21 protein-coding genes and 1 tRNA gene are annotated in these 20,524 nt (G+C 48.6%); 8 read left to right on the top strand and 14 right to left on the bottom strand.

The genetic code is table 11. From position 1 onward, the window contains the following. Positions 1–87 precede the first annotated feature (87 nt). Positions 88–456, top strand: a complete 369-nt coding sequence (locus DFP95_RS14195; protein ID WP_181907417.1) for a c-type cytochrome — start codon at positions 88–90, stop codon at positions 454–456. A gap of 156 nt (positions 457–612) precedes the next feature. Then, entirely contained in the window at positions 613–1,221 is a 609-nt protein-coding gene (locus DFP95_RS14190; protein ID WP_115993298.1) for a LysE/ArgO family amino acid transporter, read from the top strand. A gap of 6 nt (positions 1,222–1,227) precedes the next feature. On the opposite strand, the gene DFP95_RS14185 is transcribed toward DFP95_RS14190, so the two are convergent. The 3 genes from DFP95_RS14185 to DFP95_RS14175 form a co-directional block, all read right to left on the bottom strand. Beyond that, positions 1,228–2,223 carry an oxidoreductase gene (locus tag DFP95_RS14185; RefSeq protein WP_115993297.1) on the bottom strand — a complete coding sequence of 332 codons (996 nt, stop codon included), beginning with the start codon at positions 2,221–2,223 and terminating at the stop codon, positions 1,228–1,230. After that, positions 2,216–2,587, bottom strand: coding sequence for a MerR family transcriptional regulator (locus tag DFP95_RS29630; RefSeq protein WP_281273415.1), 372 nt, complete (start codon positions 2,585–2,587; stop codon positions 2,216–2,218). The genes DFP95_RS14185 and DFP95_RS29630 overlap by 8 nt, the downstream gene beginning before the upstream one ends. 217 nt (positions 2,588–2,804) lie before the next feature. Then, positions 2,805–4,076 (bottom strand): alkaline phosphatase, encoded by a 1,272-nt coding sequence (locus DFP95_RS14175; protein ID WP_115993295.1) that lies wholly within the window; start codon positions 4,074–4,076, stop codon positions 2,805–2,807. Positions 4,077–4,282: 206 nt separating this feature from the next. Between DFP95_RS14175 and DFP95_RS14170 the strand changes: the two genes are divergently transcribed. Genes DFP95_RS14170 through DFP95_RS14160 form a run of 3 tightly spaced genes read left to right on the top strand, consistent with a single transcriptional unit; the run spans position 4,283 to position 8,006 of the window. Continuing rightward, positions 4,283–5,767: a spore germination protein gene (locus DFP95_RS14170; RefSeq protein WP_245987659.1), complete on the top strand. Its 1,485-nt coding sequence runs from the start codon at positions 4,283–4,285 to the stop codon at positions 5,765–5,767. 12 nt (positions 5,768–5,779) lie between these two features. Beyond that, on the top strand, positions 5,780–6,877 hold the full coding sequence (locus DFP95_RS14165; protein ID WP_181907415.1) for a Ger(x)C family spore germination protein: 1,098 nt from the start codon (positions 5,780–5,782) through the stop codon (positions 6,875–6,877). Positions 6,878–6,905: 28 nt separating this feature from the next. Next, a complete protein-coding gene (locus tag DFP95_RS14160; RefSeq protein ID WP_181907414.1) occupies positions 6,906–8,006 on the top strand; it encodes a GerAB/ArcD/ProY family transporter in 1,101 nt (366 codons plus the stop codon). On the opposite strand, the gene bshB2 is transcribed toward DFP95_RS14160, so the two are convergent. The 3 genes from bshB2 to DFP95_RS14145 all read right to left on the bottom strand — a co-directional run bounded on the left by bshB2 (position 8,001) and on the right by DFP95_RS14145 (position 9,506). Next, positions 8,001–8,657 (bottom strand): bacillithiol biosynthesis deacetylase BshB2, encoded by a 657-nt coding sequence (gene bshB2 / locus DFP95_RS14155; RefSeq protein ID WP_115993291.1) that lies wholly within the window; start codon positions 8,655–8,657, stop codon positions 8,001–8,003. The two genes, DFP95_RS14160 and bshB2, sit on opposite strands and share 6 nt — an antisense overlap. A 24-nt stretch (positions 8,658–8,681) precedes the next feature. After that, positions 8,682–9,026 (bottom strand): YojF family protein, encoded by a 345-nt coding sequence (locus tag DFP95_RS14150; protein WP_115993290.1) that lies wholly within the window; start codon positions 9,024–9,026, stop codon positions 8,682–8,684. A gap of 138 nt (positions 9,027–9,164) precedes the next feature. Beyond that, the gene (locus DFP95_RS14145; protein WP_147304163.1) at positions 9,165–9,506 is read right to left on the bottom strand and encodes a hypothetical protein; all 342 of its coding nucleotides are present in this window, start codon (positions 9,504–9,506) and stop codon (positions 9,165–9,167) included. A 170-nt stretch (positions 9,507–9,676) separates the two neighbouring features. Between DFP95_RS14145 and DFP95_RS14140 the strand changes: the two genes are divergently transcribed. After that, positions 9,677–9,751: transfer RNA gene (locus DFP95_RS14140), tRNA-Lys, on the top strand. A gap of 99 nt (positions 9,752–9,850) precedes the next feature. Here DFP95_RS14140 and DFP95_RS14135 read toward each other — a convergent pair. The 6 genes from DFP95_RS14135 to DFP95_RS14110 all read right to left on the bottom strand — a co-directional run bounded on the left by DFP95_RS14135 (position 9,851) and on the right by DFP95_RS14110 (position 14,653). Then, on the bottom strand, positions 9,851–11,140 hold the full coding sequence (locus DFP95_RS14135; RefSeq protein WP_342768224.1) for an ATP-binding protein: 1,290 nt from the start codon (positions 11,138–11,140) through the stop codon (positions 9,851–9,853). Positions 11,141–11,270: 130 nt separating this feature from the next. Beyond that, the gene (locus tag DFP95_RS14130; protein ID WP_115993288.1) at positions 11,271–11,444 is read right to left on the bottom strand and encodes an acetylxylan esterase; all 174 of its coding nucleotides are present in this window, start codon (positions 11,442–11,444) and stop codon (positions 11,271–11,273) included. Beyond that, entirely contained in the window at positions 11,423–11,989 is a 567-nt protein-coding gene (locus tag DFP95_RS14125; protein ID WP_115993287.1) for a cupin domain-containing protein, read from the bottom strand. The genes DFP95_RS14130 and DFP95_RS14125 overlap by 22 nt, the downstream gene beginning before the upstream one ends. A gap of 183 nt (positions 11,990–12,172) precedes the next feature. Beyond that, positions 12,173–12,352, bottom strand: coding sequence for a twin-arginine translocase TatA/TatE family subunit (gene tatA / locus DFP95_RS14120; protein ID WP_115993286.1), 180 nt, complete (start codon positions 12,350–12,352; stop codon positions 12,173–12,175). A 30-nt stretch (positions 12,353–12,382) separates the two neighbouring features. Continuing rightward, on the bottom strand, positions 12,383–13,588 hold the full coding sequence (locus DFP95_RS14115; RefSeq protein ID WP_115993285.1) for a ZIP family metal transporter: 1,206 nt from the start codon (positions 13,586–13,588) through the stop codon (positions 12,383–12,385). Positions 13,589–13,606: 18 nt separating this feature from the next. After that, entirely contained in the window at positions 13,607–14,653 is a 1,047-nt protein-coding gene (locus tag DFP95_RS14110; RefSeq protein WP_115993284.1) for a multicopper oxidase domain-containing protein, read from the bottom strand. Between the two features lie 544 nt (positions 14,654–15,197). Between DFP95_RS14110 and DFP95_RS14105 the strand changes: the two genes are divergently transcribed. After that, positions 15,198–16,430 (top strand): MFS transporter, encoded by a 1,233-nt coding sequence (locus tag DFP95_RS14105; RefSeq protein WP_115993283.1) that lies wholly within the window; start codon positions 15,198–15,200, stop codon positions 16,428–16,430. Between the two features lie 99 nt (positions 16,431–16,529). On the opposite strand, the gene DFP95_RS14100 is transcribed toward DFP95_RS14105, so the two are convergent. Together DFP95_RS14100 and DFP95_RS14095 are read right to left on the bottom strand one after the other, a co-directional pair. Beyond that, complete coding sequence (locus tag DFP95_RS14100) at positions 16,530–18,356, bottom strand: APC family permease (RefSeq protein WP_115993282.1); 1,827 nt, start codon at positions 18,354–18,356, stop codon at positions 16,530–16,532. A 109-nt stretch (positions 18,357–18,465) separates the two neighbouring features. After that, positions 18,466–19,110 carry a flavin reductase family protein gene (locus DFP95_RS14095; protein WP_115993281.1) on the bottom strand — a complete coding sequence of 215 codons (645 nt, stop codon included), beginning with the start codon at positions 19,108–19,110 and terminating at the stop codon, positions 18,466–18,468. Between the two features lie 167 nt (positions 19,111–19,277). Between DFP95_RS14095 and DFP95_RS14090 the strand changes: the two genes are divergently transcribed. Next, on the top strand, positions 19,278–20,363 hold the full coding sequence (locus DFP95_RS14090) for a lipocalin family protein (protein WP_115993280.1): 1,086 nt from the start codon (positions 19,278–19,280) through the stop codon (positions 20,361–20,363). The last annotated feature ends 161 nt before the right edge of the window (positions 20,364–20,524 follow it).

Genomic DNA, 20,524 nt, shown 5'->3' with positions numbered 1-20,524 from the left:
TCGCAGCTTATAATGACTCTAAATGGCCATAGAATCGATTGCGGGACGGTGCTAAACTGGGGGCAAACGGAAATGGAGGGCTTCCTCGTGCAAAAATGGATCGTAAGCGGAATCGTTACAGTGGCTTGCTTATTCGGCATCTATTTACTCGTCTACGATATGCCGAACAAAGAAAACGCAGCCGTCCCGTCGGAATCCGTCTCGATTCCGGACACTCCCGTCGACGCCGACGCGGCCATGCAAATCTATAGAAGCAATTGCCTATCCTGTCATGGCGATCAATTGTCCGGCGGCTTCGGCCCGAACTTAACGAACGTCGGCGCCACGATGGACAAAGAGACTATTTATAAGCAGATATCGCAAGGCGGGGGCGGTATGCCTAAGTTTGAAAGTAAGCTGACCGAGGATGAGTTAATCACGCTAACGAATTGGTTGGCGGGAAAGAAAGGCGACTAACGGATTTTATTCGATATAAATAGACAACCGCGAGGATGCGGTTGTCTATTTTCATGCGGTTCTATGATTGTGCTGGTTTTTTCCCGGGAATCGGTCTTGGCTCCTACGCTAACTCTATTTGTAGTATAATCTGTCGAAAGGAGAGATCTATTCGGTATGTTCGACGTCATCGTTAGCGGTTTTATTCTTGCATTGGGCTTAATCTTGCCTTTGGGGGTACAGAATATATTCGTTTTTAATCAGGGAGCGGCGCACTCACGTTTCTACAGAGCTCTACCGGTTATTCTAACGGCTTCCATTTGCGATACTTTGTTGATTTTATTAGCCGTTTTCGGAGTGTCTGCTATCGCGCTCGGAATCTCATGGTTAAAGATATCGCTCCTCGGAGCCGGAATATTGTTCTTAATTTATATGGGCTGGGTCACTTGGTCCAGCAAATCCGTTAAAAACGATAAACCGGCCGAGAAGCTTAGCTCGAAAAATCAAGTTTTGTTCGCGGCTTCGGTTTCCTTGCTTAACCCTCATGCAATCATGGATACCGTTGGCGTGCTTGGCACGAATTCATTGCGGTATTCGGGGATGGACAAAGTCGCTTTCGCCATAACGTGCATCGTTGTGTCTTGGCTTTGGTTCATGGGATTAGCCTTCTTCGGACGACTCGTCGGGAAGCTGGATCAGTCGGGTAGATTTCTAACCGTCTTAAATAAGGTGTCCGCCCTCGTCATGTGGGGAACCGCTCTTTATCTAGCCCTAACTCTGTTATAAGCGATTTTATCCCCCGAATTTGACTCCGGTCATCTCCTCACTGAGTTTCCACAGGCGATTGGCCGCATCGAGGTCAATTGCCCAAGGCGAAACGCCCGGCGATCCAGGCGTCGCATTGTCCGGCAGAACATTGGCAATATCGACATCTTCGCAATAGACGCCGCCTTTTCCATCCAACTGCTCGCTCGTCGCGCACCACACGCTAGTCGCAGCCCCTTGTTCCACCGACTTGAACCCTCGGTTTTGTTCATGGGCTACTCTATTTCCTTGCTCGTCTAGCGCTCCCATCGACCGCATCTCTTCATCGGATAGATGACGCGACAGATCGGTTACGATCGTACCGGGATGAACGGAGAATGCGCGGACACCGCTCGAGTAGCCGAACCTGTCCAATGCGACCGCAAAGAGCGAGTTGGCTGATTTGGATTGACCGTACGCCATCCATTTCTCGTAATCGCGACGTTCGAAGTTAGGATCGTCGAAATCCACGCCCGCGAATTGCAACGCTCTGGATGACACGGACACGACTCTCGCGTTCCCGGATTTTCTCAAAGCGTCCCAAAGCTGCGCCGTTAATTGGAAATGACCTAAATGATTGGTCGCGAATTGCGATTCGTAACCCCTATTGTCGCGAATAAGAGGAACGGCCATTATACCTGCGCTATTGACGAGAATATCGAGCGGTCTCCCGGAGTCGATGAAACGTTTCGCGAATGCTTGAATGGAATTCGGATCCATGAGGTCCAACGTCTCCAGCTCTACCCGCCGCAGATGCTCAAGCGAAGCGCGAGCCTTATCCGGCGTGCGCGCGGGAACGATTACGGTTGCGCCGGCTTCGGATAACACGCGGACGGTTTCAAGTCCGAGGCCCGAATATCCGCCGGTGACAATCGCCGTTTTCCCCAGAAGATTACGCCCGTTGAGCGCTTCGATCGCCGTCGTATGTTCTCCGAAACCGGATGGAATCGGAGCCTGCTTCGTAACCTGATATGAATTAATCATTTGTATGATCTCCCTTATCCGTAGAATGAATGATTTGTTGGAAATTATCCAATTTGTAGTTCATGATATCCAATGTGGCCGCCATGTCCGCCATTTTCGTCTGGATATGCGATTTATGTTCATTCAACACGCGATAACAACCCTCGTAATTATTCGTCGTGTAGAAGTCGATGTAACGTTCGATTTCTCTTAACGGCATATCCGTCCGCTTCAGTTGGGATACGAAGACGAACCGTTGAAGATCGCCTTGGGTATACTCTCTCTGTCCGTTAATGCTGCGCCTCGGCGAGGGAAGTAGTCCTATTTTCTCGTAATAACGTATCGTATCCTGACTAAACCCCGTTTTGTCGGCAATATCCTTGATTGAAAATGTATTCTCGATTCCCGCTTCCCCTTCCGAAGTGTATTTGTTCGGTTTAGCAAATCCGCTGCAAAAAGAATCTTATCGCTTGGAGTATACTCCAAGTCAAGCTACACGCTCTGTCTAAGTATTTCCAATAATCGAGTTGTGGACGTTGACAGATAGGCGAAAAACACAAAAAGCCCGCAAAATTTCGCGGGCTTTCCTAATTGAACCGATATTATTTCTTGATCGTAAGTCCCATAGCTTTCATCATCTTCGTAAACACTTCGGTGTTCTCGTAGCTTCCGGTGAACAACTCGGAACCCGTACCCGAAGCAGTGATCGGAATATCTACGGCCGTATGACCGGAAGTCGTCCAATCCACTACGAATTTTTCCGTGGACTTAACGATAGCGAACGGTCCGTCTTCTTTGGAGATCGCATCGCCGCTCTCGTCCGCGTCATCTACGGCTTCGATGGAAAGTCCGCCGGTTTCATGATCGGCCAGTACAAGCACGAGGGTGTCTGGATTCTTCTTGGCGAAATCTTTGGCGATTTGTACCGATTTATCCAACTGTTGCCCTGCTTTAATCGTAAGAGCGGCATTATTGGAATGCGCCATCTCGTCGATCGCTTCTTCTTCGACCATCAAGAAAAATCCTTTTTTATTGGTCGAAAGCGTATCGATCGCTTTTTTGGTCATATCCGGCAACGATACGATAGGGTTGTAGATATCTCCTTCGCCTTCCGGTCTTTGTTGGAACATTTCTTCGTTGGAGAAAAGTCCTAGAAGCTTGTGGCCTTTGGATTTCTGCATGTCCGTTTTGCTTGTTACGTAGCTGTAACCCAATTTCTTGGCTTTATCTACTAGGTTGCCTTGAGTGCCTTTGCTTTTCTCGGAAGGATCTTCCGCAGGCTCATCTTGGAATGCGCCCGCGCTACCTGCCGGGAACCAAAAGTCTTCGCCGCCGCCAAGAAGAACATCGATTTTTGCTTTAGTCAAATACTGCAATGCGATATCGCTTTGCTTGGCGCGATCCTCTACGTGCGCTCCGAATGCAGCGCCGGTAGCATCCGTTACTTGGCTTGTCGTAACGACTCCCGTTGCTTTGCCGGCTTCTTTGGCATACTCCATGATCGTTTTGACGGATTTCTTATTGGCATCCATACCGATTGCTCCGTTGTATGTCTTGACGCCGCTGGCATAAGCCGTTGCGGAAGCCGCAGAATCGGTAACGAATGAAGTGGAGCTTGTATGAATCATTCCGGCGTACGGCATGGAATCCATAGCTAGTTTGCCGGTTACTCCAACCGTAGCAAGTCTAATGGCATCGCGCGCTGCGGCACCCATTCCGTCTCCGACGAAGATGATAACGTTCTTGGCTTGTTTAGAGGCAGCGTCCGCGCGATTCTGTTCATGAGTTGTCGAAACGCTTCCAATAACGAGGGCTGCGGCTGCGGATACGACAATTGCGGACTTGAGCAATTTGTTTGATTTACGTGTTTTCATAATTGCCTCCTTAAATTTAGTTCTCTATTAGATTAGACCTCATCTGTTAATAGAGTATTTGCTGGAAGTATATGAATTGTAAACGTTATATTACGATACTATTACTTAAATCTACCATCTATGGGATTCTCGCTAACGCCCCTCGTGCATAATGCTCGTCATTTTACAAACAATACTTGAAAAATGATGGATGGATGAGCAAAGCGATGGTGAATAAGGAAGTTAAGGACATCCGGCAATTATTCGCGCTGGCAAGTCGTTCGAGCGACTTTACGACTAACACCCTCGCAATTACCGAGCCGCCGCTGAAAATATCCTATTACAAAACATTAATCGATGGCGATAAGCTGCAGCAATATTTAATGAGCGCCCTCCAAATCCAGGATGTCGAGTTGAAGCTCCGCCATCTTAAAGACATTCAAAGTTATTTGCCGAACGATGAAATAGAAATCACGGATCGAATCGAAATCATCCAGCACAAGTTATTTAAAGGTTACGCCCTCATACAATTGCGCGAAGAGGACCCTACATGCGCTTTAATTCCGTTGGAAAGCAAGAAAGGGATTCGCCAAAGCAACGAGACGGAAAACGAATTCAGCGTAGTCGGGCCGAAGGTCGGATTCGTGGAAGATTTGGAGACGAACCTTCACCTTATCCGCTCTCAACTGAATACGCCCGATTTGATCGTAAAGGAGCTAACGATCGGAAGCCTGTCCCAGTCGACCGTAGTCATACTCTATTTAGACGGGGTCGCCAACGACGAGAACGTTGCTAAGATCGAGAACCGAATTTCCGACATCGATTTCGACGTCGTGTTCGATACCTCCCAACTCGACCAAATCATCTCCGACAATTCGTTATCCCCATTTCCGCTATTTACGACGACCGAACGAAGGGATAGGGTTATTTTTTCCTTGATCATGGGCCAAGTAGCGGTAATCAGCGAAGGTTCTCCCTACTTCATCATGGGTCCGTCCACGCTGTTCGACTTCTTCCTCTCTCCGGAGGATTATTACTTGCCTTGGATATTAGGTTCTTTCTTCAGGATCATCCGAATCTTGGGAGTCATCTTCTCTATCTTTGCTTCGGCTTTGTACGTAGCCATTACGACGTTTCATTATGAGGTTATTCCGAAGGATTTGTTGAATCGCTTGATATTCTCCAGGCAAAGCGTTCCATTCCCTCCTGTGCTGGAAGCCGTGTTCTTGGAAATTACGGTTGAATTCCTACGGGAAGCCGGTGCGAGATTGCCTAGCAGAATCGGACAGACGCTCGGCATCGTCGGAGGAATCATTCTGGGACAGGCTGCCGTCGAAGCATCCTTAAGCAGCAACATACTCATCATTATCGTCTCGTTATCGGCATTAGCCTCCTTTACGACTCCGATATACAAAATGTCGAACACGATCCGGTTTCTGAGATTTCCGATGATTATATTGGCTTCCTTATGGGGAGGGCTTGGAATTTTAATCGGCATCGGATTTCTGCTTGTCCATATTACTCGGCTGCAGTCCCTTGGTTATCCGTATACGGCGCCTTTTTATCCTTTACGGGTCAAAGACCTCAAAGATAGTCTAATTCGCTCCTCTTATCGAATCATCAATACGAGAGCGGGATATTTGAAGCCGGATTCCCTGATCCGCTACAAGCCCAAAGCGGCCAAACGACAGAGCGATTTCGAGGAGGAGTGATCCGTCATCTACTTGGGATCGGTACGCGTCGTTAATCGGGCCATCTTGATCATCTTGCCTTGCCTATTTATTAGCTCCTGCAGCAATCAACAAATCGTAGACAGGATCAACTTGGCGCAAAGCGCAGGATACGATCTGCAGGACAAACGCGTTAAAAGCACGATTCTCGTCGGCAATAATCTGGAAAAGGATAAAATGACCGTGCAAATTCTGGAGACGGTTTCCGAATCCAGCTACGACATGATTCCGCGATTGCAAACGAAAGCCAACAAAACCATTCAATACGGACAGATGAGAATGGTTCTATTCGGAAGCGACTACGCCAAAAAAGGAATCGGGCCGATACTGGGAAGCTTCTCCCGAGACTCCAAGATTACAAGCCGGCTCCAGATGGGCGTAGCGGATAAGGAAGCTTCAGAAATACTGGCCGCCACCATCAAATCCCATGACAGCCTGTTTCTGATGAATATGATCGAGAAAAATATGGAGTCCGGCAATTTGCCGCGATCGAACTTTCACACTATTCTGTATAGCTATTACGGAGCGGGAAGGGATTTCTTCTTGCCGTACTTCGTCACGGAGCGAGGCTTGATCAAGCTCGATGGCATCGCTTTGTTTAACGAGGACAAATGGGTTGCCACCGTGGGGATTAGAGAGGTTTTTATCGTCAAAATGCTCACCGAAAATTCCCGAAACGGATCCTTTATGATCCCTCTAAGGGGTTCGGATTCGGAGCAATACGATTACGTGCTCATGAGAAGCATTTCTTCTAAGGCGTCCTATCGCGTCATCTCTTCTGATTCAACGCCCGCCATATCCATCTCGATAAAAATAAAGGCATCGGTGAAGGACATTCCCGACTCCGTTCGTTTGAAATCGCGGCAAGACGTATCGCTTCTGGAAAATGAGCTAGAGGAGACATTACGAAAGGAAACGGAGGATTTTATCTCGCTATGCCAATCCAAGAAGGTCGACCCCCTCGGATTCGGCGATCTCTTCAGAAGTAAAACAAGGAATTGGAACGAGGAACAATTTCAAGCCGCGTATTCCACGATGAAGGCAACGATCAAAATCGATCTCGACATTGTCCAGACGGGCATCGGAAAATAAAGCGTAATAGATGGGACGGGAGGAAGGCATGGGCAAGATCGTAAGCGATAAATTTACCGTTTCTCCGATTCACCTGTTCTTCGTCGTTTACGTGAGTATCGTGGACGTTGGAATCATGAGCTTTCAACGGGAAATCGTTAAGGATGCAGGTACCGACTCATGGCTATCGATCGTGATCGTAGGAATTAGCGTTCATGTCCTGGTGTGGATGATATTCCGAATTCTGTCCGCTCAGAAACCGGAGAACGCAGACATCGTTTCCATCAACCGTTCTTATTTCGGAAAGGTTATCGGTACGAGCTTAAATATAGCGATCGTTATTTATCTCGTAGCGGGGGCGTTCGTATCGTTTAGATCGTATCTGGAAGTCGTTAAAATTTGGATATTCCCGATGATGAACATGTGGCCGCTCAGTCTCTTGTTGCTCGGCCTTATTTATTATACGGTATCGGGCGGTTTCCAAACGATCGTAGGAATATGCCTGTGGTCGTTTTTCAGCATTCTATTCTTTTTCGTGCCGCTCCCCCTACTCGTTACCGATTATCTTCACCCGCGCAATTTGTTTCCTCTTTTCGACCATTCGGCCATGCAGATTCTTCATTCCACGCACCGCATGGCCTTTCATTACTTGGGATTCGAAACGTTATTGATCGTGTACCCGTTTATTCAAGAGCAGGCGAAATCCCGCAAATGGGCTCACTTAGGGGTACTCTCGGCAACTTTAATGTATCTCATGCTATTGTTTATCGCCATGATGTATTTCAGCCAAGGTCAGCTTCTCCGCACGATATGGCCTTCGCTTAACTTAATCTCGATGCTCGAAATACCGCTTATGCAGCGATTGGAGTATTTCATTCTATCGGTCTGGTTAATCAAAATACTCGCCAATATATCGCTAAGCTTATGGGCGGCTTGTCACAGCCTGAAGCTGAGCTTTCGAGTTAAGCCTCGCGTCAGCTTAATCGTAATGTTAGCCCTCTTCGTCCTATTGCAATGGTTTATCGGGAATCAAGAAGAGATAACGAGAGCAACGACGATCTATTCGAATATCGGTTTGTATTTTATATACATATTTATCCCGATCGTGTTCGTCATTACCTGGCTAAAGAAGAAAGTTATCTCGTTATAGTTGCGGGTAGGTCCATAAACGCTCCGTCCCGAACCGTTGCAATATTTCCTTATCGCTGATCTTGTGGCTACCTAATAGCTCTGCGGCTTGAAATTGGGAACGGTGGGCTTGAATGGAAGCCATTTTTTGTCCGATAAAGCTCTTAACGTCATTGATGATATCGGGACTTCCAATGAAATGCTCATGATCTTTCGTAAACGCCATGCAATGAACGGGCGGTCTTTGACCCTCTGGCAATCTTCCTATAGCCCGGATAACGGCCGCTCCGCATGCATCGTGATCGGGATGGACGCTATATCCGGGGTAGAAGGTCATGACCAGCGTCGGATTAAGCTCCTTCAATAAGCTTTCGATTTGTCCGTCCAGAACGTCTTGATCTTCGAACTCTAACGTTTTATCGTGAAAACCGAGCATTCTTAAATCCTGAATGCCGATCGCCCTACAAGATTCCTCGAGCTCCTTCATTCGAATGGAGGGTAATGTCACTCGATTCGCAAAAGGAGGAATGCCCATATTTCGGCCCATCTCTCCTAACGTCAAACAAGCATAGGTGACTTGCGCCCCTTCGTTCAAATACTTGGCAAGAGTTCCCGATATTCCGAATGCTTCGTCATCCGGGTGCGGCAATACAACGAGAATATGTCGTTCCATATGATCACTCCTTTTCTTCTCCACTTAGAAAGGTTCCGGACTTAATTGCAAGGCTACGACTAATTTCCCCTGGCCATCGTGACCCGCCAAGATCAAGCGGGTAGTGTCCGTCTCGTCGAAATGGGTGAGTCCTTCCGAATAAACCCAGCCCTGTTTCATTTTCAATCCAACCCTATAGGGTCCCGTTCCTGAAATCGAGCCATGCGTAAACCGAATGACCGCATTCGTTATGAAAGTCGCTGCCGGATGTTTGGAACTGTCCAAATGCGCGGCATAGGCTCCCGTAGTCATTTCCAAGTGGATATATAAATCTTGATTGATCAAGCGATCAATCATCGGCTGTAGCTCAGTTTTGTCGATTAGCTGCATCGATACTCCTCCTATTTCCGCGACTCCGTCTATTCATGAGTTCACCGTGGAATTATTCTAACACTTTATGCTCCCGCAACAAAACCGCGGATGAACGAATTCGTTCATCCGCGGCTTTGAGAGCCGAATGGTTATCACTTAGAAGAAGAAAAACGGAAGTAAAAATAACGAGGCGATGAGCGCAAAATCAAGCCAATAGGATCCTCCGTAGCCATAACCGCCATAACCATAACCGCCGTATAAACCGGATACAGTCGCTTTTTTCTTGGAAGCCGCTTTTTTCTTGTTTCCGCTGGATTTCAATGCCGATAAAGTCAAAGCTCCGTTGTTTCCTACGTTGCAGTCCGTCAAATAACATCTTCCGTCTCTAACATCGCTTACCGTCCCGTGGTAACACGTCCCGTCATTCATAATCGCGCATACTCTCCTGCCGACTAGCGGGGAGACGGTTTCATGGCATATCGGATGAATAGGTTGCACGGACTAATTCCTCCCCAAGATGAGGCGACATTCGCCTGAATTGTTCTATACTACGGCGGATAAGTCGATTCTGTATGGATTACTGCCTTCTATCCGCGAAAATGGGTTCGAAAAAAAATTCATTTAAACATTTCCTTTGTGCGCACAATGTGATATGATATTCAAATCCTGGGTTTGTAGCTCAATGGCAGAGCAACCGGCTCTTAACCGGTAGGTTGTGGGTTCGACCCCCACCGAGCCCACCATAACTCAATATGATCGTCCGCTTAGCGGATACAATAAAAGACGATTCCCGTTTACAATCGGAATCGTCTTTTTTATGTTTTCATGAGAAGTGGTTGCCCTTATGCGCTTACTAGTTGTTTCAACTGCAATTTGAATACGAACAAGCTTCCGTCTTCGTTCGAATGCTCCAGCCACACTTCACCGTCCATCAGCTCCGCAAGCTGCTTGCAGATGGACAATCCAAGACCTGCTCCGCTATATTTGCCCGGAGATTCGGCGGCATGAATCTGGGAGAAGGATCGGAACAATCGGTCCTTCCGATCTTCCGGAATTCCTATTCCGGTATCCTTAACTTCGAACGACACTTCGAACTCGTCGGCAGCGGTCGGCATCGCTCGGACGGAAACGCCGATCTCTCCCTCTTCGGTGAACTTAAGCGAATTTCCGATCAGATTAACAAGGATCTGACGTATTTTATTGCTGTCGCCAATCAAGATTGAATTAAACTCCATATCGAACTCGGCATACAACCGCAAGCCCTTCCTTGCCGTTTCCGCATCGAACAACCGCAAGACATGGTTCACGTCCTCGCGGATATTGAACGGACTGCTTTCCACTTCCAGCTTGCCCGCTTCGATTTTCGAATAATCGAGAATATGGTCCATCATCGAGAGCAGACTGCTTCCGCTCTTCTCGATCACTTCAACGTAAGCGGCTTGTTCCTCGGTCAGATCCGTAGAATGCAGTAAGCCTGCCATACCGATAACGCCATTCATCGGAGTACGGATTTCGTGGCTAAGCACCGCCAGCAGGTTGGATTTCTCCTCCAACACTTTAGAAGCCGTTTGCTCCGCTAATTTCAACTGGTGAACGGTTGCTTCCAGCTCCAGAAGCGTGGAGAAGAACGCAGATAAAGAAAGCAGCAATTCCACGTCTTTCTCTTGATATTGATAAAATTCATGATCGAAGGCGCATAAAGAACCGAAGAGCTCCCCATCTCCTTTAACGATCGGTACGCCGAGAAAGGAGCATCCTCCTACGAACGGAGTCGCATCCATATCTTTGGTCAGAGGATGAGTCAGATTATTCTCGATAATCAGAGGCCCCTGCGCATGTTCCGTGACGAGCGCGCAATAAGACTCCTCGTTGTCAACGACAAGCCCTTCTCCCAGTATCACCTTGCTACGATTGTATACCTTCAAGACTTTCGTGGAGTGACTATCCAAATTCGCGATGCAGAAAGTGTTCGCAGGCATCATCCTGCTTGCGGTTTCCATCACGTACGCAGCCGATTCGTAAAGTCTCGTTGAAATAATCGATAATACATCTATAAAATCTGTTTTTAGTATTTCGTCGTCCTCCCTTTCCAGGGTTATGATCTTCTTAGTATAACATGTAAATTGCCTCATCCTTATCGTGCCGGGTATTTCCGCGGAAGACTTTATTGTTATCGCGAAAAGGTTGAATTCGGCCGGGTAAACGGCAAAAAAGCTGCCGATTGGCAGCTTTTTCGAAGGCTGAGTCAATTATGCGATATATTCAACTTATTCCTTGCTTCCCCAAGAGAAACAGATAGATTTTGTCCTGTAAGCCAGGTAACGATTCGTGATCGTAATCGGGATAGATTTCCAGGCTTTTCGGCGCAGCGATCTTATTGAACGTCGCGACCTGAGTAATTGGCTTGGACAATATCATCGAGATCCAATCTGCCATTCAACGCCTCTAGCCGATTGCGGGCCGATAATGACGGTTCGATCGATCGGTTTCAGCGCCTGGGCAATCTGAGCCGCATTCACTCCATACACCATCTGAAACACTTCAGGCGGCGTCTTCATCAGCACATCGGAGCCGAATACCGTTTGCGCCGCGGCATTATCGAATATCGCAAGTAGGTGAGTATGATCCGTCGCCGCGATTTCCCAATGCCACCAGCCCATCGGAATATATATAGTTTGGGGCGGCTTCACTCGATACGTCATCAATTGAACGGTAAAGGGGTTAAGTACGGAAACGATCGCTTCTCCCTGCACAACGTATACGAATTCCGCGGCGTTGGGATGCCAGTGCGGCTCTATGCTGTGACCTCTGCTCAGATAGATGTCGAGCAAGCCTAGGTTCTGCAGCATCGGCGTCTGAGCGGCGAATTGCTGAAGGATAAAGTTCTGTTCATTTTGCTGGTAGAAGACCGACTGGGTCAAGTCGAATGACAAATTCAACGAAGGCGAATGCAGGGCGGCGGTTGCGCTTTCCGTGGACATAAGTATCAATCCTCCATTCGGATCGGACGGTCGGCTTAGCCCCATCCAGTCAAACCTGATCGACATAAGATATTCGGTTAATGACATGGTCATGCAAGTAAAACGGCTATGCTGTGCTATATGCCCATAACAAGCAATAAGCCACCCCGCTCATTCGAGGGGATGGCTTGTCGGCGACATTCGTTATTCCTTCTTCTCCGTCTTGGTTTCGTCGGGCTCCATCAGCTCCTTCGTTCCGGTACGAAACTCCCGTATGGTCGTTCCGATCGCCTTGCCGAGCTGCGGCAATTTGGAAGGACCGAACAACAATAGACCAATGAGCGCCAGCAGTATGAATCCTGTAACTCCTATATTAAATGGCATTATATAACTCCTCCTTCTTCGAATGGTCCATCAATTCACCAATATTGCCGTTGCGTACATGATCAGAATGCCAAGGGTAAGTCCCGTGAAGTTAGTCCAGGATACCGCCGGCGAACCCGATTTGCTTGCTTCGCGCAATATCATTTTGCTAATCACGTATACGACTTGCAGGATCGCCCCCGCTCCGATTCCGAAGAATAGAGCGGCTAGCGTTGGATTAAACACGAACCCGCCGGTCCATGTGCCGATAATAGCGGGTCCGCCGGCCACTACGGCCAAGGTGAGAAAGGTTTTCCAGTTCGGTTTATCCTTCAAGAGCGGAGCGGCGATTCCGACGCCTTCGGTGACGTTGTGCAAGGTAAAACCGATGATAAGGAAAGTCCCCAAAGCCGATTCTCCCGTCGCGAATGCGGCGCCGATCGCCAAGCCCTCTCCTAAGTTGTGAAGGCCGATCCCTCCCGCGATTTTGTAAGCCACTCTTTTTCCCGACGTACCGCCTTTTTTCTCGCTCGCCTGATCGACCGCAACCAAGAATAGAAAGCTCAACAAGGCCGCAAACCACACGATTCCGGTACCCTGGAATACTCCTGGCGCCGTTGCCCCCAACTCGAAGCCTTCTTGAAACGTGTCGATAACGAGGAAGAATAACAACCCGACCGTGAGAGCCAATACGGCTTGAATACCTCGTTCGGAAAACCTTCGCATAAACGGAAACCACAGCAATCCCAACCCGACGGGTACGACTCCGACGTAGAATCCGATAAGCGCATACTGCAGGAAGCGATTCGTATCGACTTCCGGAGTCATTGCGGCGATCGGCACTTCTCCCGTGAACAGTAATCCATTGGTCGTAATGAGTACGATCGTATACGGATCGGCTTCCACCCATCCGTATGGAATCTTGATCTCCGTCTGACCGAATCGTTCGATCGTCGCGCCGGGACTGAAATCCGCGTTCCAGAACGCGTCGTTCACGACGACCTGAGCGATCGTGACTTCTTCCGGGCCGGTATTCAGTACTTTTAACGTAAAACCGTCTTCCGTCAAAATAATCCTCTGAATATCCAACACTTCTATCGGAGCTACGGCCTTATCTTTAATTCCGGTACCTAGGCTCGAGATTAAGTATACGATCGCGACGAGCAGAATCAGGGGAACGACTCCCCATATCCAAATGATTTTTGAAGTCTTTTTATTCGGCTTATTCGGCTTATTCGGTTCGACCTGCAATTCCATTCCCGTTCTCCTCCTTCCTTAAGCTTTGGCCTCGAAGAAGCCCATCCAGCCCAGCTCCGCGAACTCGCTCTGATGCGCGTGGAACATGTATTTTCCCGGCTCTGGGAAGACGATCTCCAGAATTCCTCGTTGACCTTGGCATTGCATGATCGTGTCCGTCACGATCGGGCGGGCGTCCGGATCGGCACCAACTTCGTAATACTTGAAAATATTGGCATGCAGATGGAAAGAATTAATGAGATCGAATTCCGTTAGATTGCTAAGATACACACGAACGAGCTCTCCGACTTTCACCTCGATGGGATAAGCCTGGAACGCAAACGCATATCCGTTAACCGTATAGACCTCGTTGGCGCCGTCCAAATCCAGATCGTAGCCGTTCATGACCATGTTCAATTCATGCGCCGGTTTCCTGGGAATCTTCGGATCGATAATAAAATTACCGTAAAGCCCTTTGTGAATATGCTTGGCTAGGGGAGGAATGTGGCAGTGGTAAACATGCATTCCAGCCGGCTTGGCCTCGAATTCGTAGATGAATTCCTCTCCGGAGGCGACAGGTTCAAGACCGTCCATCTTAGGGGAATGTATGCCGTGAAAATGGATGGAGTGCGGATGCGTCGATCCGTTCCAAAATCTAACCCGCACGATATCGCCCTCCGTGCAGCGAATGGTCGGTCCGGGTATCGTCCCGTTGTAAGACCAACCCGGAAATTTAATTCCTTTGGCGATTTCGACTTCCGTATCCATTGCGATCATTTCGTAATCCCGTACCGTTTTTCCATCGGCCCTGGTGCTTACGGTTCCGTAGTTGAATGCCGTAAGAGCTTTAATGGCCTCTTTTAACCCGTTCGTTAACTCGGTTCCCGGTTGATATCCGTGAGCCATCAATTCATGCTCCAGCTTTTGCTTGGCCGAATGGCCTGAATGGTTATCCGCCGCGCTTGCGGACTTGGAGAACCACGAAGCAGGATTCAAAACCGTAGTTCCCAGAACGCCAATCGCGCCTGCCGCGCCCCATTTCAGCACCTGTCTTCTGGACACAGGCTTTTTCGGATCTATCGCCATATGGAAACACCTTCCTATCTTGTATTAGGGAAATTAAGTTTGACTGATGCAAAATATAGTCCAAAAAAATTTATTGTGGTCAAGGGACAAAATGTTGCACTAGAGCAAAACTTTGATCAAATTAAATATATGTCACCCCTACTCCTTTGTAAACCATTATTTTCATGATTAATTAATTTCCCTATTTCGGATGTCTAACGGCTTCCAAAATGTAGTTAACATATGTAATGCAAGATGACATGTAATCGAATTCATTTAGTGCTTTATGCTAATCAGAATTATTTTTCAGTAATTTAACGTTATATTTGTTGACATCAATCGGAATGCCATCTATATTCGGTGTATGAGATTCAATTCTCGTCGGTACAATGATGTGCCAACGACAGGTTAACTTAAACGGATATGTCAGTCACGACGGCGTGGCTGCATTGGCAATGGGGCCGATTAACGGAAATCGCATGTTTGCGATTCTGTCAGTCGGCCTCTTTTTGCCTATGCGCCACCGAAAAAAGAGAGATGGTTCCCATTCAAGGAGGCGTGCGAGATGAAAGCAGAAGGTTTTCGTAAATCCGGTCATTTTCCCAGTTTGTTGTCCGCTTTTCTTTATTTTGACGTAAGTTTTATGATTTGGGTATTTTGCGGCGCGTTATCCCTCTACATTACGAAGGATTTCGGACTAACGGATACGCAGAAAGCGACGATGGTCGCCATTCCGACGTTAGGAGGCTCCTTCTTCCGGATACCGATGGGCATCTTGGCGGATCGAATCGGTTGCAAGAAGGCCGGCCTCATCGGGATGAGCCTCTCCCTAATCCCGTTAGCATGGGGCTGGCTCGGCGGATCGAGCTTAGTGCAGGTTCACACGATCGGCTTCCTGCTCGGCATCGCAGGAGCGAGCTTCGCGGTTTCCCTTTCCCTGGCTAGTCGCTGGTACCCCCCTCAATATCAAGGACTGGCTATGGGAATCGCCGGTGCCGGCAACAGCGGTACGGCACTCGCCACTTTCTTCGGACCGCAGCTCGCACAGTATTACGGTTGGCATACGGTTTTCGGAATCGCCATGATCCCGCTCGTCCTGGTGTTGATCATATACGCGGTGCTCGTGAAGGATCCACCGAATGCTCCGGCGCCGAAATCCATGAAAGATTACTTAAGCGTGTTTAAGTTTATGGATACATGGTGGTTTTCCGTGTTTTATGCGATCACTTTCGGAGGTTTCGTCGGGTTTGCCAGCTATTTCAGCATCTTCTTCTATGACGTATACGGCGACAGCGTGAATTCCGGCGGCATAACGAAAATACAAGTCGGATACTTAGTAACGATTACCGTCATCGCCGGAAGCTTCTTTCGACCCGTCGGAGGCTGGATCGCCGACAAGGTCGGCGGGATGCGATTCCTGCTTATGCTATACGGCCTAGTGTCCTTATGCGCGTTCGCGATCGCTACGATGCCCTCCTCGTTCGTCGTCATGCTTATCTACACAAGCTTCATGATGGCTGCGTTGGGCATGGGGAATGGAGCGGTGTTTCAAATCGTTCCGCAGCGTTTCCCGAAAGAGATCGGAGTCATTACGGGGATCATCGGCGCAGCAGGCGGCCTTGGCGGATTTCTTCTGCCCAAATACGTCCTCGGTCCCTTGAAGGAATCTTCAGGTTCGCACGTCACCGGTTTTATCGTAGTCGGATGCATCGTATTCGCGACGACCTTAATCTTCTACGCCGTGACGCGTTCGTGGAGAAAATCTTGGGTGACTTCCGCATCCGGAGTCAATCTCTAGACTCCAATGAACATAACGAAACAGGCAGGATCGGAATGAATCCGATCCTGCCTGTTTTTTTTGCGATCGAACGTCGCCTTCGACCTGCCATCTATATCTTTACTTCTTTAAGTGATACGGAACGGTTGTTACGATGACGTTTTTACGGTACAGCAAATGAGTGCGCAGCAATAAACTGGATTGATTATGAAGGATGTTGTGCCATCCCTTCTTAGGAATGAATTGGGGAATAATAACCGTAACCTGGTAATTCGATTCCCCTGCTTTGCGTTGAACGGTATCGATGAATTTGGACAAAGGTTGAATAATGCTTCTGTATGGAGAGTGCAGCGTTACCAACCTGACGTCAGGCTGCCAATTTTTCCATTTTTCTTCGAACGCCGCTTCGTCTTCCCTTTCGAAAGGGACATAAACGGCAATCACTTGGTGTGCTTGAAGCGATTTGGCGTAATTCAAAGAATTTTCCACCACGTGGGTTATTCCGGCGACGGGAACGATGATCACGTTTCCTTCGATCGGGATGGCCGGTTCGCAGGTCGATAGTCTTAGCTGATCGCCGACCGATTCGTAATGCTTTCTAATTCGATAAAAGAGATAAATGATCAAGGGCAGAAACACGATAATCGACCATATTTGAACGAACTTGGTCAAGAAGAACATGATCGTTACGATCAAGCTGATGGCCGCGCCTATGGAATTAACGATAAGCTTCGAGACCCAACCCGCAGGCTTCTCGCGGATCCATTTCACTACCATCCCGGACTGGGATAGGGTGAACGGAATGAACACGCCGACGGCGTACAGAGGGATAAGATGCTCGGTCTGCCCTTCGAAAGCGATGATCAGAATGATGGAAAATAAGCCAAGTATTATAATTCCGTTAGAATAGCCCAACCGGTCTCCCCGAATCGTGAACATCCGCGGAATGAATTTATCCTTCGCAAGATTAACGGCTAACAAAGGGAAAGCGGAATATCCGGTATTGGCGGCAAGAATCAGAATCAAAGCGGTCGTTCCCTGGATGAAGAAATACATAAAATGGCGTCCGAAGGTTTGCTCCGCGATCTGGGAGACGACGGTGACTTCGGCTTTGGGAGTTACTCCGTAATAATAAGCAAGAAAGACGATTCCGGTAAATAATACGGCCAACAGCGAGCCCATTGCGATCAAGGTTTTCGATGCGTTATGGGGTGCCGGGCTCTTAAAGTTCGGGATGGCGTTGGAGATAGCTTCGACGCCGGTCAGAGCGGAGCTGCCCGAGGCAAAAGCTTTCAAGAGCAGGAACAAGCCGATTCCCGCGACCGGCGTGCCGATCGAAGTATGCAGCTCCGAAGATACGTCTCCCGCAGCGATGTTGTATATGCCTACTCCGATCATGACGAATAACGCCAGTACGAATAAATAAACCGGGTAAGCTAGAATGGACGCGGATTCGGTCACGCCCCTCAAATTCAAAGTCGTAATAAATAAGACGAACGCGATGGCTATAATCACGTTATAAGGATGCAAGCTCGGAAACGCGGACGTTATGGCATCCGTTCCTGCTGATACGCTTACCGCCACGGTTAAGATATAATCGACCAATAGGGAGCCTCCGGCAATGAGCCCCGGATATATTCCCAGATTTTCCTTCGATACCACGTAAGCTCCGCCGCCGTGAGGATAGGCGAATATGATTTGCCTGTAAGAAGCGATAAGAGCTAATAACAAGATCAATACTCCTATGGCTATCGGTATCGAGTACCAGAACGCCGCTGCTCCGACCGTAAACAAGACGATCAAAATTTGCTCCGGACCGTAAGCCACCGACGATAGGGCATCAGACGATAAAATAGCAAGAGCCTTTGTTTTATTCAGCTTTTGCTCTCCGAGCTCGGCTGATTTCAAAGGCCGTCCGATTAAAAATCTCTTTAAAGAAGATAACACTGGTTAATCCACCGCCGCATTTTTTTTGTATAGTTCCCTAGGTGCTTTCCATCCATCCTCGAAGTATATTACGCCTCGCCGTCTGGGTTGTAAATCATTTTTTTTCAAATCAGCTTGACGCGTTTGCGGCGGATTGCGATCTGGTTGGAGCGAATATCTTCGCTAATCTGGATGCATGGAGCTTGCCCCCAAGACCGAAATATTCGCAGAAGTTCATCATCAGCGGCTTCCACTTCTCCGGGTCTACGTAATCGATTTCTCCGTCCATCAACAGATCTTCCGAGATATGAACCCGCTCTATTTTAACTTCGATCGCCATTATGCTGCTCGGCTCCTCGAAGGAATGAACCTGTATGAGCTTGGCCTCCAGTTGGACGGGACATTCCCGTATTCTTGGCGTCTTTACGAGATCGGACGGTTGCGGAGTCAGCCCGGCGATGCCGAATTTATCCGGCTCGTATAGGTAACCCCTTCCCGCTTTCGACTCGGGTACCGGATTCCTTCCGGTGTATAGAGCCAGCTTATCGACCGCCGATGCCATATTCTCCGAAGGAAGATTGAGGACGCATTCCTTTTCCCTCAATAAATTCTGAACGGTTTGCGATCTTTCGCTCATTCCTAGCATGCAAGACTCGTTTAACCACCATGCGGATGACATCGGAGCTACGTTGCACGAACCGTCTTCATTGCGCGTGCTTATGAGAACGACCGGAGATCCGAAGTACAGAATTTTCGGCTTGATGACTTTATGCATATGCAACAACTCCTTGTTTAACGGCTACTTACACAAGGAGTCTAACACAGGGTTTTGCCGTTTGTACTCGTTTCGGAATGAGAGAGCAAGATTGCGAAATTCGCCCGCAGGTTACTCAATCGACATCGCCTACATACGCTATTAGATAAAAAAGCGGGTGTACGCCCTTGAATCGCCAAGCAAGCGTTATCGTCTTCCCTAACGATGCGGCTAGCCATCCTATATCCAACGTGGAATGGTGGTACTGTTATGCGCTTCTGACCGGAAACCTCGGCAACAAATATGCCGTGATGGCTTCATTTTTCCGCGTTGGAGAATTGGCCGCGCCTAAAGGTCACTATTTGATCCATTCTTTGGTCCATCTGAACGATCGCCGGTTCGAGTGCCACTCCGAAGTCGATCGGATGCTCTCGTACCAAATGGCGGGCGTCTATCTGCCGGCCTATCTTCTCAAGAATCCCCGTGACAAGAAAACATGGAAGTTATATAACAAAGTATTGAAAGGTTCCTTGCCTTCGCCCCATCGCTTCTTGAAGAACGCAGCCGTTCAGTCCCGCCCTATGAGAATCGCTTACGGAGACAACCGAATGACGTTCGATAACGATTCGAATTCCGATTTCGAATTGAGACTGACTGCCCCGACCTCCAGCATACGTTTGAACTACGCCCCGACCAAACCGATTGCCCTCATCGACGAAGCGGGCGTTCTCAATGGCCTGAGGTATTACTCCGCGACGCGTAACCGCGTATCCGGTGAAATCATAACGGGCGAGATTACCGAGAAGGTTTCGGGGGAAGGCTGGTTCGACCATCAGTGGGGAAGGAATTACGGCCTGCTTCTGGGCGAAGGCTGGGATTGGTTCGGCATCCAGCTTCAGGACGGCAATGAACTGCTTATCAATCAGTTACGCCACGCGAACGAGGAGAACAAATCGGAGAAAGTAGCGAAGCTCATTCTGAAAGACGGCTCGGTGATCACGTCGGACCGGGTAACCATCGAGCCTACCAAGCATTGGGAAAGTCAACTAACGGGAGCCCGATATCCCTCGGAGTGGATGATTTCCCTGCCCGACTATGCCATGGAATTGTGCGTTACGCCTATATTGGCTAACCAGGAAATGTCGGTACTAGGTCCGCTCCAAGCGATCTGGGAAGGCGTCGTTTCGGTCAAAGGCAAAGCCCGATCCCCTTACGGCACTCCCTATTCGATCAACGGATACGGTTTCGTCGAACTGGTCGGTTATGCCCGGTAACCAAAAATGCGGGGACCGCGAATCGGTCCCCGCAATGATCGCTTACACCCGAAAGAAACCCGTCGGATCTAAAATCATGCAACTATGATTTCCAATCCTATCAATTGAAACGTGCCCGTCCCGTCATGGTTGCTCAGCGGGGTAAACCATACGTAGGAAGC

Source organism: Cohnella lupini (assembly GCF_003386205.1).
GTDB lineage: Bacteria > Bacillota > Bacilli > Paenibacillales > Paenibacillaceae > Cohnella > Cohnella lupini.
This window is presented reverse-complemented; position numbering and strand designations above follow the sequence as displayed.